The 12466-nt window shown below is 70.9% G+C and carries 11 protein-coding genes; 2 read left to right on the forward strand and 9 right to left on the reverse strand.

Annotated elements, in window-relative coordinates; genetic code table 11:
* Positions 1-50: 50 nt before the first annotated feature.
* The 7 genes from araA to chvE form a co-directional block, all read right to left on the reverse strand.
* The gene (araA, locus tag CACI_RS23320) at positions 51-1544 is read right to left on the reverse strand and encodes an L-arabinose isomerase (RefSeq protein ID WP_015793303.1); all 1494 of its coding nucleotides are present in this window, start codon (positions 1542-1544) and stop codon (positions 51-53) included.
* Positions 1541-2236 carry an L-ribulose-5-phosphate 4-epimerase gene (locus CACI_RS23325; RefSeq protein WP_015793304.1) on the reverse strand — a complete coding sequence of 232 codons (696 nt, stop codon included), beginning with the start codon at positions 2234-2236 and terminating at the stop codon, positions 1541-1543. The genes araA and CACI_RS23325 overlap by 4 nt, the downstream gene beginning before the upstream one ends.
* The gene (locus CACI_RS23330; protein WP_015793305.1) at positions 2233-3903 is read right to left on the reverse strand and encodes a ribulokinase; all 1671 of its coding nucleotides are present in this window, start codon (positions 3901-3903) and stop codon (positions 2233-2235) included. The genes CACI_RS23325 and CACI_RS23330 overlap by 4 nt, the downstream gene beginning before the upstream one ends.
* A gap of 127 nt (positions 3904-4030) precedes the next feature.
* Positions 4031-5071 (reverse strand): LacI family DNA-binding transcriptional regulator, encoded by a 1041-nt coding sequence (locus CACI_RS23335; RefSeq protein WP_015793306.1) that lies wholly within the window; start codon positions 5069-5071, stop codon positions 4031-4033.
* A gap of 98 nt (positions 5072-5169) precedes the next feature.
* Entirely contained in the window at positions 5170-6408 is a 1239-nt protein-coding gene (gene mmsB / locus CACI_RS23340; protein ID WP_015793307.1) for a multiple monosaccharide ABC transporter permease, read from the reverse strand.
* Positions 6409-8103 carry a multiple monosaccharide ABC transporter ATP-binding protein gene (gene mmsA, locus CACI_RS23345; protein WP_015793308.1) on the reverse strand — a complete coding sequence of 565 codons (1695 nt, stop codon included), beginning with the start codon at positions 8101-8103 and terminating at the stop codon, positions 6409-6411. It lies immediately after the preceding gene.
* Between the two features lie 29 nt (positions 8104-8132).
* On the reverse strand, positions 8133-9266 hold the full coding sequence (chvE, locus tag CACI_RS23350; protein ID WP_015793309.1) for a multiple monosaccharide ABC transporter substrate-binding protein: 1134 nt from the start codon (positions 9264-9266) through the stop codon (positions 8133-8135).
* Positions 9267-9565: 299 nt separating this feature from the next.
* Here chvE and CACI_RS51420 point away from each other — a divergent pair, with 299 nt between their 5' ends.
* Positions 9566-9706, forward strand: a complete 141-nt coding sequence (locus CACI_RS51420) for a hypothetical protein (RefSeq protein ID WP_190276626.1) — start codon at positions 9566-9568, stop codon at positions 9704-9706.
* Positions 9707-9734: 28 nt separating this feature from the next.
* On the forward strand, positions 9735-10292 hold the full coding sequence (locus CACI_RS23355; protein WP_015793310.1) for a GNAT family N-acetyltransferase: 558 nt from the start codon (positions 9735-9737) through the stop codon (positions 10290-10292).
* Between the two features lie 16 nt (positions 10293-10308).
* On the opposite strand, the gene CACI_RS23360 is transcribed toward CACI_RS23355, so the two are convergent.
* Complete coding sequence (locus tag CACI_RS23360; RefSeq protein WP_015793311.1) at positions 10309-11286, reverse strand: hypothetical protein; 978 nt, start codon at positions 11284-11286, stop codon at positions 10309-10311.
* Positions 11287-11535: 249 nt separating this feature from the next.
* Complete coding sequence (locus CACI_RS23365) at positions 11536-12441, reverse strand: LysR family transcriptional regulator (RefSeq protein ID WP_015793312.1); 906 nt, start codon at positions 12439-12441, stop codon at positions 11536-11538.
* Positions 12442-12466 lie beyond the last annotated feature (25 nt).

Below are 12466 nucleotides of genomic sequence, written 5' to 3' on the forward strand. Positions count from 1 at the left end.
ATGAATCACGGTGCCGCTCCGGCTTCCCGCCCGGAGCGGCACCGCTGCTGTCAGAACCCCTTCGCCAGCCGGTAGTAAGCCTGATTCCAGCGCTGCTCCCGCGCGAACTGCCGCACCTTCGTCTCGGCGTCGATGACCAGCAGCTCGACCCCGACGATCTCGGCGAGGTCGCGCAGCACCTCGGTCCCCAGCGCCGAGGAGTAGACCGTGTGGTGCGGCGCGCCGGCGATGAGCCATGCCTCTGCCGAGGTCCGCAGATCCGGACGCGGAGACCACACGGCGCGCGCCACCGGCAAATTCGGCAGCGGCTCGGGCGGGGCGATCGTGTCGATCTCGTTGGCCACCAGGCGGAAGCGGTCGCCGAGGTCGGCCAGTCCGGTCACGAACGCCGGGCCGGGCGCGGCGTCGAAGACCAGGCGGACCGGGTCCTCGCGGCCGCCGATGGACAGCGGATGCAGCTCCAGCCTGGGCCGCTCCCCCGCGATCGACGGACAGACCTCGAGCATGTGCGCGCCCAGGACCAGACCGCGCTCGCCTTCCAGGTGGTAGGTGTAGTCCTCCATGAAGGAGGTGCCGCCGGGCAGCCCGGCCGCGGCCGCCTTCAGACCGCGCAGCAGGGCCGCGGTCTTCCAGTCCCCTTCGCCGCCGAAGCCGTAGCCGTCGGCCATCAGGCGCTGCACGGCCAGACCCGGGAGCTGGCGCAGGGCGCCGAGGTCTTCGAAGTTCGTGGTGAAGGCGTCGAAACCGCCCTCGGTGAGGAACTGCCGCAGGCCCGCCTCGATGCGGGCGCCGTAGCGCAGCGAGGCGTGCCGCTCGCCGCCGGGCAGCAGTTCGGGGGCGACGTCGTAGAGGTCTGAGTACTCGGTGACGAGCGCGTCCACCGCGTCGTCCGGGGCGGCGTGAACGGCCTCGGCCAGCGTGTTGACGCCGTAGCCGTTCACCGAGACCCCGAAGGTCAGCTCGGCCTCGACCTTGTCGCCCTCGGTGACCGCGACGTCCCGCATGTTGTCGCCGAACCGCGCCAGGCGCAGCGAGCGCAGGGCGGACGCGGCCAGCGCGGCGCGGGCCCAGTCGCCGACACGCGCGGTGACCGAGGGGTCGGAGACGTGCCCGAACACGGTTTTGCGCGGCACGCCGAGGCGGGTCTGGACGTGCCCGAACTCGCGGTCGCCGTGCGCGGCCTGGTTCAGGTTCATGAAGTCCATGTCGATGCTGTCCCACGGCAGCGCGCGGTTGGCCTGGGTGTGCAGGTGCAGCAGCGGCTTGCGCAGCGCGTCCAGACCGGAGATCCACATCTTGGCCGGGGAGAAGGTGTGCATCCAGGCGATCACCCCGACGCAGTCGTCGTCGGCGTCGGCCTCCAGCATCACGCGCCGGATGGCGGCGCTGTCGGTGAGCACCGGGCGCCAGGCGACCGGCACGGGTATCGCGCCGCCGGCGCCGAGCCCCGCGGCGACTTCCCGCGACTGCTCGGCGACCTGCCGCAGCGTGTCCTCGCCGTACATGCCCTGCGAACCGGTGAGGAACCAGATCTCGGCGGTCATCGGTGTGCGTCTCCTTCGGCGGCGGACCGGTCCGAGGACTGGCCGTAAACGTTCTGATAACGGTCGTACAGGGAGGCGATGTCCTGCTCGCCGATGGGCTGCGGACGGCCGTGCGCGCGGGCCAGGTGGACCGTGCGGGCCACGTCCTCGGTCATCACCGCGGCCTTGACCGCGGCCTTGGCGCTGCCGCCGACGGTGAACACGCCGTGGTTGCGCATGAGCACGGCCGGGGACCTGCTGCCGGCCAGCGTCTCCACGATGCCGCGGCCGATCGAGTCGTCGCCGATCAGCGCGAACGGCCCGACCGGGATCTCCCCGCCGAACTCGTCGGCCATCGCGGTCAGCACGCACGGCACCGCCTCGCCGCGCGCCGCCCACGCCGAGGCGTACGTGGAGTGGGTGTGCACGACGCCGCCGACCTCGGGCATGTTCCGGTAGACGTAGGCGTGCGCGGCGGTGTCGGAGGACGGGGACAGGTCGCCCTGGACGACCTTGCCGTCCAGGTCGCAGACGATCATGTTCGCCGGCGTCAGGTCGTCGTAGGAGACCCCGGAGGGCTTGATGACCAACAGGTCCTCGCCGGGGACGCGCGCCGAGACGTTGCCGGCGGTCCACACCACGAGCTGGTAGCGGACCAGCTCGGCGTGCAGGTCGCAGACCTCGCGGCGGATCCGGGCTATGTCGGTGCTCACTGCGGGGAACCCTTCGTCTCGGAGCCTGTCGCGGAGGCGAGCGCGGCGTTGCGGATCTTGCGCAGCCGGTGCAGCGCGCCGCCGCTGGGCCCGAAGGCGTCGTGCAGGGCGCGGTACTCGGCGAACAGCGCGTCGTAGGCGTCGGCGCGCGCCGGGTCCGGGACGTAGGCGCCGCTCTCCACGGCGCCCATCGCCTCGGCGGCGGCCGGCACGTCCGGGTAGGCACCGGCGGCGACGGCGGCGTGGATCGCCGAGCCGAGCGCCGGCGCCTGATCGGAGAAGGCCACGGAGACCGGGCGGCGCAGGATGTCGGCGTAGAGCTGCATCAGGAAGCTGTTGCGCTTCAAGCCGCCGGCGACCACGAACTCCTCGACCGGGACGCCGCCGGCTTCGAAGGCCTCGACGATGACGCGGGTCCCGAACGCGGTGGCCTCCAGCAGGGCGCGGTAGACCTCCTCGGGCCGGGTCGCCAGCGTCAGCCCGACGATCACCCCGGACAGGTCGTGGTCGACCAGGATCGAGCGGTTGCCGCCCATCCAGTCCAGGGCGATCAGGCCGTGTCCGCCGACCGGCTGGTCCGCGGCGGCGGCGGTCAGCGCGTCGTGGTCCTGGCCGGTGAGCCGGGTCCACCAGGCGAAGATGTCGCCGACCGCGCTCTGCCCGGCCTCGTAGCCGAAGTGGCCGGCGCTGATGCCGCCGTCCACGACCCCGCAGATGCCCGGGACGTCGGCCAGGATCGTGCCGTTGAGCACATGGCAGGTCGAGGTGCCCATGATCGCCAGGAGCTTGCCGGGTTCGACGGCGCGCGCCGCCGGTGCGGTGACGTGCGCGTCGACGTTGCCTGCGGCGACGGCGATGCCGACCGGCAGGCCGGTCCACTGCGCGGCCTGCTTGCTGAGCCCGCCGACGCGGGAGCCCAACGCCGCCAGCCCGCCGGGATACTCCAGGCGCGTGGCGGGGAAGTCGGCGAAGCGCGGATCCAGCGCGGCGAGGAAGTCAGTGGACGGATAAGCACCGTCCTGGAAGATCCCCTTGTAGCCGGCGGTACAGGCGTTGCGGGACTCCGTGCCGGTCAGCTCCCAGACGATCCAGTCGGCCGCCTCGATCCAGCGTTCGCAGCGTTCGTAGACCTCCGGCGCCTCCTGCAGCACCTGCAGCGCCTTGGCGAACTCCCACTCGGAGGACTGCTTGCCTCCGTAGCGCGGCGCCCAGGCTTCGCCGCGCTCGGCGGCCAGGGCGTTGATCGCGTCGGCCTGGCGCTGCGCGGCGTGGTGCTTCCACAGCTTCGGCCAGGCGTGCGGGACGCCGGTGAGGCCTTCGGTCTCACACAGCGGCGTGCCGTCGGCGAGGGTCGGCAGCACGGTGCACGCGGTGAAGTCGGTGGCGATGCCGATGACGGCGGCCGGGTCGACGCCGCCGGCTTCCAGCGCCGCCGGAACCGCGACGCGCAGCACCTCGCGCCAGTCCTCAGGGTTCTGCAACGCCCAGTCCGGCGGCAGCGGGCCGGTGCCGTCGGGGAGCCGGCGGTCGATGACGCCGTGCCGGTACTCCACGACCGCGCTGCCCACTTCGCGCCCGTCGCCGACGCGCACCACCACGGCGCGCCCCGACAGGGTCCCGAAGTCGACACCGACGGCGTACTGCTCGATGTTAGCGGTAACACTCACGCTGACACACTCCCACTCATGGCCGGACGCGATCCCTCCGCGGTTCCTCGGACGCTGGCAGTTGTTGGCTGGATGGGGCTGGTGAAGAACTTAGGCGGACTGTGAAGAACGTTGGAGAACTCAGGACTCACGCACGCCGCGCGGTGCTGCGCCGCACGACCAACTCGGTCGGTATCACCGCCGCGACCGGGGAGGCCGCCGGCGCGGAGGCGCCGATCTGGTCCAGCAGCAGCGCCATGCTGCGCCGGCCGAGAGCGGAGAAGTCCTGCCGCACCGTGGTCAGCGGCGGGGTGAAGAACGCCGCCTCCGGGATGTCGTCGAAGCCGATGACGCTCACCTCCTCCGGGACCCGCCGCCGGGCTTCGTGCAGCGCCAGCAGCACGCCGAGGGCGATGTGGTCGTTGGCCGCGAAGACCGCGCTCACCCGCGGATCGGCGGCCAGCACCTGGCCGCGCTCGTACCCGGAGGCCGCGCTCCAGTCCCCGGGCAAGGGCTCCGGGACCGGCGCCCCGGCGGCGGTCAGCGCGTCGCGCCAGGCCTGTTCGCGCTGGCGGGCGTCGAGCCAGTCGGCGGGACCGGCGACGTGGTGCACCGTGCGGTGCCCCAGGTCCAGCAGGTGGCGGACGGCGGCCAGCGGGCCGTCGTACTGGTCCACCGAGGCCGAGGCGACGGTCTCGGCCGCGGACAGCGAGACCACCGGCAGCATCGCCGGCAGGTGGCGCACCACCTGGTCGGCCGGGACGTGCCCGGGGATCAGGATGATGCCGTCCACGCCCTGCCCGCGCATCCGGTCGGCGGCCTCGGCCACCGAGCGGCGGCTGGGCGAGGCCAGGCCGACCACCGAGACGAAGTAGTCGGCGTCGCGGGCGCTGCTCTCGATCGCGCTGACCATCGAGGCCGGGCCGAACAGCGTGGTGTCGAAGCTGACCACGCCGATGGTCCGCGAGGATCCGGTGGCCAGGGCGCGCGCTATGGCGTTGGGCCGGAAGTCCAGCTGCGCCGCCGCGGCCAGCACTTTGGCCCGGGTCTCGGCGCTGACCCGCGGGTGGTCCTTGAACACCCGGGACACCGTCTGGTGCGAGACGCCGGCCAGCTCGGCCACGTCGCGCAGCCCTGGACGCCCGCCGCCGCGCACCGTCTCGCCGGCGCGCACCCGCTCCCTCGTCAACTCGACCGCTCTCCTCGTCCTTGTGCCCGTCGTCCCCGGCTGTGCGTGCCGTACGCGTCGTTCCGCGCCGGCCAGCCGCACCGAGGCGTTCGCGCAGCTTATCGAGCCGTCCCCGCCCGACGCTTGGCCCACACGTCGAAGGCCACCGCGGCCAGCAGGATCAGACCCTTGACCAGCATGACGCGCTCGCTGGGCGCGCCCAGCAGCGACATGCCGTTGTTGATCACACCCATGATCAGCCCGCCGGTGATCGCCCCGACCACCTTGCCGACCCCGCCGGTCACCGCCGCGCCGCCGATGAAGGCCGCGGCGATGGCGTCGAGCTCGAAGTTGGTGCCCGCGGTCGGACCGGCCTGGTTCAGCCGCCCGGCGAAGACCACGCCGGCGATCGCGGCCAGCACGCCCATGTTCACGAAGATCCAGAAGGTGACCTTCTTGACCTTCACCCCGGAGAGCACCGCGGCTTGGGCGTTGCCGCCGATGGCGTAGACGTGCCGCCCGAAGACGGTGCGCGAGGCGACCAGGCTGTAGCCCAGGACCAGAATCGTGAGCAGGACCAACACCCACGGCAGGTTCTTGTAGCGGGCCAGCTGCACCACGACGCCCAGCACCACGAACGCCATCAGCGCCATCTTGCCGGCGAACAGCGCCACCGACTCGACCTGCTGGCCGTAGCGCAGCTTGGCCGTGCGGGCCCGCCACTGCGAGGCGACTCCGGCGAGCACCGCGAGCACACCGATGACCAGCGTGAACAGGTCGGCGCCGCCGAGCGAGCCGAGCCCGACGTTGCCCAGCACGTTCCCGAGGAAGCCGGTGGACAGCGTGCGGACCTGGTCCGGGAACGGGCCGATGCCCTGGTTGCCCAGCACGGTCATGGTCAGCGCGCGGAAGACGAGCATCCCGGCCAGCGTCACGATGAACGCCGGGAGCCCGAAGTAGGCGACCCAGTAGCCCTGCCAGGCGCCGATCGCGGCGCCGGCGATCAGGGTGATCAGCAGCGCCAACGGCCAGGCCATGTGGTGGTTGACCATCAGCACCGCGGCTATCGCGCCGGTGACGGCGACCACCGAGCCGGCCGACAGGTCGATGTGCCCGGCGATGATCACCAGGATCATGCCGATCGCCAGGACGAGGATGTAGGAGTTCTGGACGATGAGGTTGGAGACGTTCTCCGGGGTCAGCAGCAGGCCGTGGGTCAGGATGTCGAAGAGCACGACGATCGCGGCGAAGGCCAGGTAGATGCCGCTGGCACGCAGGTTGATCTCGAAGCGGCGGGCCGGGCCGGAGCCGGTGGGAGCCGCCAGCTCCGTCTTGCTGGGAGGAGCGATGCTGCTCATTCACTGGTCCTTTTCATGCTCGGGGTGTGGCTCGCCTGGCGTGGCCGCGTCGGCCGGCTCGATGGGCCCGCCCGGCTCGGCGAAGGATCCCGCCGCGGCTTCGGGCTCGGTCTGCGGCGTCGGCTCGGGCACGGTGAGCAGGTCCTCGGCGGTGATGTCCTGGTCCATCAGGGACTCGGTGGTCATCAGGGTCATGAGGCGCTCGGGGGTGGCCTCGGCGCGGTCCAGCACGCCGGTGATCCGCCCGGCCGACATCGCGTAGACCCGGTCGCAGATGCCCAGCAGTTCGGGCAGCTCCGAGGAGATGACCAGGACCGCCTTGCCCTCGTCGGCGAGCCGGTTGACGATCGTGTAGATCTCGAACTTGGCGCCGACGTCGATACCGCGCGTCGGCTCGTCCAGGATCAGCACGTCGGGGTCGGCGAACATCCACTTGGACAGCACGACCTTCTGCTGGTTGCCGCCGGAGAGCTTGCCGGTCACCGCGGTCACCGCCGGCGCCTTGATGTTCAGCTCGGCGCGGTAGCCGTCGGCGACCTTGAACTCCTCGCGCGGGTCGACCAGGCCGGCCTTGGCCAGCTTGGGCAGCGCGGCGGCCGAGACGTTGCGCTTGATGTCGTCGATGAGGTTCAGGCCGTAGCGCTTGCGGTCCTCGGTGGCGTAGCCGATGCCGTGCGCGATGGCGTCGTCGACGCTGCGGACCCGGATCTGCTTGCCGTCCTTGATCAGCCGGCCGGAGATGTCCACGCCGTAGCTGCGGCCGAACACGCTCATCGCCAGCTCGGTGCGCCCGGCGCCCATCAGCCCGGCCAGGCCGGTGATCTCCCCGCGGCGCAGCGTCAGGTTCGCGCCGTCCACGACCTTGCGGCCGCGCTGGGTCGGGGAGAAGACCGTCCAGTCCTCGATCCGGAGCACCTCCTCGCCGACGGCGGGGGTGTGCTCCGGATAGCGGTGCTCCAGGTCGCGGCCGACCATGCCGGTGATGATGCGGTCCTGGGAGACGGTCTGGGTGTGGAAGTCCAGCGTCTCGATGGTCCGGCCGTCGCGCAGGATGGTCACCGCGTCGGAGACCGCCTCGATCTCGTTCAGCTTGTGGGAGATGACCACGCAGGTCACGCCCTCGGCCTGCAGACCGCGCAACAGGTCGAGCAGGTGCTCGGAGTCGTCGTCGTTCAGCGCGGCGGTCGGCTCGTCCAGGATCAGCAGGCGGACCCGCTTGGACAATGCCTTGGCGATCTCGACCAGCTGCTGCTTGCCGACGCCGAGGTCGGACACCCGCGCGGTCGGGTTCTCCTTCAACCCGACCCGCGCGAGCAGTTCGGCGGCCTCGGCGTTGGTGCGGTGCCAGTCGATCAGCCCGCGCCGGACGCGCTCGTTGCCCAGGAAGATGTTCTCCGCGATCGACAGGTGCGGGGACAGCGCCAGCTCCTGGTGGATGATGACGATCCCGCGCGCCTCGCTGTCGCGGATGCCGCCGAACGCGCACGGCTGTCCGTCGAAGGTGATCTCACCGTCGTAACTGCCGTGCGGGTACACGCCGGACAGCACCTTCATCAGCGTCGACTTGCCGGCGCCGTTCTCACCGCAGATCGCGTGGATCCGGCCGCGGCCGACCTCCAGGTTCACGTCCTGGAGGGCCTTCACGCCGGGGAACGTCTTGGTGATCCCGGCCATGCTCAGGATGACGTCGTCCATCCCTGCTCCTCGTCTGGCGATCGGATGGACTACTTCAGCTGCGCGGCCGTGTAGTAGCCGCTGTCGATCAGCACGTGCTGGTAGTTGTCCTTGTAGACGGTGCTGAAGTCCAGGACCTCGGTCGGCACGACCTTGGCGCCGTTGTTGTAGTCGGTGCTGTTGGTCGGCACCGCCTGGTTCTTCAGGACCTCGTCGGTCATCGACACCGCGAGCGATGCCAGCTTGCGGGTGTCCTTCCAGACCGTCGCGTACTGCTCGCCGGCGATGATGGACTTCACCGAGGCGACTTCGGCGTCCTGCCCGGTGACGATCGGGTAGGGCTGCCCGGCGGTGCCGTAGCCGGCGGACTTCAGCGCGGACAGGATGCCGATCGACAGACCGTCATAGGGCGAGAGCACGCCCTGCACCTTCGCGCCGGAGGAGTACGTCTTGGTGATCAGGTCCTCCATGCGCTTCTGCGCGGTCGCCGGGTCCCAGCGCAGGATGGCGACGGTGTTGAAGTCCTTCTCGCCGCTCTTGATGACCAGCTTGCCGCTGTCCAGGTAGGGCTTGAGGGTGTCCATCGCGCCGCGGAAGAAGAACGGCGCGTTGTTGTCGTCCGGGGAGCCGGCGAAGACCTCGATGTTCACCGGAGCGGTCGGCGGCGTCGCGGCGTCGCTGCCGTCCTCCTTCTTGAAGCCGAGCCCGACCAGCAGCGAGGTCGCCTGCTGCACCCCGACCTTGTAGTTGTCGAAGCTGGCGTAGTAGTCGACGTTCGCGGACTTCATCAGCAGCCGGTCGTAGGCGATGACCTTGATGCCCTTGTCGTGGGCCGCCTGCAGCTGGTTGCTCAGGGCGGTGCCGTCGATGGAGGCCACGACCAGGACCTTGGCGCCCATCGCGATCTGGTTCTCGATCTGGTTGGCCTGGGTCGGGATGTCGTTGTTGGCGTACTCCAGGTCCACCTTGTAGCCGAGCTTCTCCAGCCCGGCCTTGACGTTGTCGCCGTCGTGGATCCAGCGCTCCGAGGAGCGGGTCGGCATCGTGACGCCGACCAGCGCGCCGGCAGCCGAACCGCCGGAGGCGGCGGCCTTGTCCGCGGTCTTGGTGCTGGACCCGCAGGCCGCGAGAGTGGTGGCGAGCGCAACACCGGTGACGGCGGCGGCGATCTTGCTGAGGTTCACGTCGCTCCTTCGGATAAGTATCGGGAGGGGGTTCGGTGCACAGGAACGAGTCGCCGCTGTCGACGACGGCTTCGTGGGACGAGAGTGTTACCGGTAACTCAAGGGCTGTCAAGGGCTCGGCGGGAGCCCCGAGGTCAGAAGGGTGCGCTGGTCACAGGCAGGTGTTATCGCTAACATGACTCCGTTCGCGGAGGCTGCGGCGATCCGTGGCGGCAGGACAGAGTCGGCGGAGCCGGAGACGGCGCCGCGAGCGCTCGCCACCGGCTTCGAGGAGTCCTGGATCGGTTTCGTAGGACGTGGTGGCCGCGCTGAACGGCATCCGACGACCACGCCCGGCGTGCCTGCTCGCCGAACTCGCCGCGGTGGTCCAAGGCGTGGTCGGCGGTGTGATCGACATCAGTGTGTCGCCAAGATGGGAGTCCCAGCGGGCGTCGTGGTGACAGCCGGCGCACAAGACAGGGACCCGGCATGACAGACATCCGCATCCGCCCGGCGGCTCCGAACGACGCGGCGGCGGTCGCCCGCCTGCACGCCGACAGTTGGCGCCGCCACTATCGCGGCGCCTACGCCGACGCCTTCCTCGACGGCGACGTCCTGTCAGACCGCCTGGCGCTCTGGGAAGCCCGCCTTGCCGCTCCTGACAATGCCCTGACATTGCTGGCCGAGGACTCCGACGAGCACGCCACGGCGTTCGTCCACGTGGTCTTCGACGACGACCCGGTGTGGGGCAGCCTGATCGACAACCTGCACGTCACGCTGACCCGGCAGCGCTCGGGCGTCGGGCGGCTGCTGTTGGAACAGGCGGCCCAGGCGGCGGCTGACGCCTCGCCCACGCGCGGCCTGTATCTGTGGGTGCTGCGGCAGAACGACGCCGCCCAAGCCTTCTACCAGACGATGGGAGGCAAGATCGTGGAGGAGGCGAAGGTCGGGGCGCCGAACGGGATCGCCGGGCGGCTGGTCGGCGAGCCGGTCAAGCTGCGGGTCGCGTGGTCCGACGCCGGCGAGGTCGGGAGCGGACGCCTCTGACCTTGCTGGACGCGCGTCACGGAGCGGTGTGCTCGAGACTGTCAGGACTGCTGTGCTCGAGAGGGCCAGGGCTGCTGCTCCGCACGACGCCGCGCATCAGGGCTCTGGCCAACGTCGCGCCCGACGCGATCGCGACCACATGCACGACGGCCGCCACGGCCAGGTTCTCCGGCAGGGAAATGTCCGCCGGGCGCGCGATCATCAGGTAGAGCGTGATGGCCAGCTTCCAGCCGCTCCAGGCGAACAGCGATCCCGAACCGATCCAGGCCGCCGCGACCAGGAGCCATCGCGGCGTCTTGGTCCGCTCCCGGGTCCATAGCGCGTAGGTGGCCGCGCCCGCGATGAGGGACCAGGTGCCGTCGACCGCGTAGAGGGCGCGCCAGCTGGCATCGGCCTCGCCGACGTGCGTCACGCCGAGATCGGATCCCACCGCCCAGGTCAGCCAGAACACGCCGACGGCCGCGGTGCCCAGGACCGCCGCACGCAGCCGCCGGGGATCGGCCGGGTCCACGCGGCCGGCGAACGTCGCGGGCCAGCGGCGGCGCAGGTACGCCGGCAGCCCGAGCGCCAGTCCCAGTCCCATGCCGACGAAGCCGATCTCGATCAGCGCGGCTTCCCAGCCGGGCATCGTCGCGTCATTGCTGCTCTTCGGCTTGACGTCGGCGGCGTGCGTGAACAGGGAGCTGAGCATCGCGTACGGCAGCATCGGGACCAGGAACCCGACCGCCAACCACGCGCACAGCACCAAAGGGCGCCCGGGAACCCGCAGTCCCCACGGCCGCACCAGGCTCAGCGCCACCAGGATGCCGGCACTGGCCATGCCGATGGTGACGGTGTTCAACACGACCCAGCCGGCGGTGTTGAACCCCGCACCGATCGGCAGCGCCCCCACCAGGGAGCCGAGCACCCACGATGCTTTGATCACCACGTACGGCGCCAACGCGAGCGCCGCCGCGTACGCGGCGAACCGCCCGATCCGGTCCCACATTTCCATGATTCCTCCCCGTTGCCGACCCCCCGTTCAAAGATCACACCGAATACGGGCCCGCACATCAGACCGCAGGGGTAACGAAGGTGGTGGGAGGGGCATCCTTGGGAGGTAGCAGCCTTGTCATCCCGAAGGCGCACCGAGGCACAGTCGCGCCACCGGACCTGCGGAATACGTGCCGGTGACCGCCGGACCGCAGCCCCGGCGAGAGGCTGCCGTCGCCGCTCAGGGCTCAGGGGCTCAGCCGCTCAGGGCTCAAGGCTCAGGCCACTGTCCCTCGATGAACGCCAGGAACCGTGCCGCCGCCGGAGCCAGCGCCTGGTCGGTACGCCAGGTCAGGCCGACGGTGCGGCGGGCTGCCGGGGTGGTCAGGGCGATGGCGACGGTACCGCTCGGGCCGACCAGCTGCTCGGGGATGACCGCGACGCCGAGCCCCGCGGCGACCAGGCCTTCGATGGTGGACAGGTCGGCGCTCTCGAAGGAGATCCTGGGGACCACGCCGGCCTCGGCGAGCAGGCGGTCGACCAGGGTGCGGAAGCCGAAGCCGACCGGGGTCATGACCAGTTCCTCGTCGGCGAGTTCGCTCAGGGCGACGCGCTTGCGGGCGTGCAGGCGGTGCGTCGGCGGGACCGCCAGGACCAGCCGTTCGCGGTGCAGCGGCAGCCAGCCGAAGTCGCCGGCCGGACGCGGGAAGGTCACCGCGAGCTCGGCGGCGCCGGTGCGCAGGTCGGCGAGGATGGCGTGGCCGGGCTCTTGGCTCAGCAGGACGCGGACGCCCGGGGCGTGGAGGTGGAACGCGCGCAGCAGCTGCGGGACCAGGGAGGTGCCCATCGAGTCCAGGAAGGCGAGGCGGACCACGCCGCCGTCGGGATCCAGGCGCGCCGACAGCTCGGTGGTCAGCTGCTCGTAGCGGGCGAGCAGATCGCGGGCGGCGGCCACCACGAGGTCGCCGTTGGGATTCGGGGCGACGCCGTCCGGCGCGCGCTCGAACAGCCGGGTCCCCAGCTCCGCCTCGACCCGCGCCAGCGCTCGGGACAGCGTGGGCTGGCTGACGCCCAGGATCGCGGCGGTATCGGTCATGTGCCGGTGGTCGGCGAGAGCGACGAACCAGCTGAGATCGCGCAGCAGCACGGCGTCCACGATACGCCGGTCGATACGCATCACGCATCGAGAAGGCCCACTTCAT

Origin of the sequence: Catenulispora acidiphila DSM 44928 (genome assembly GCF_000024025.1) — a bacterium.
Classification (GTDB): Bacteria; Actinomycetota; Actinomycetes; order Streptomycetales; family Catenulisporaceae; genus Catenulispora; species Catenulispora acidiphila.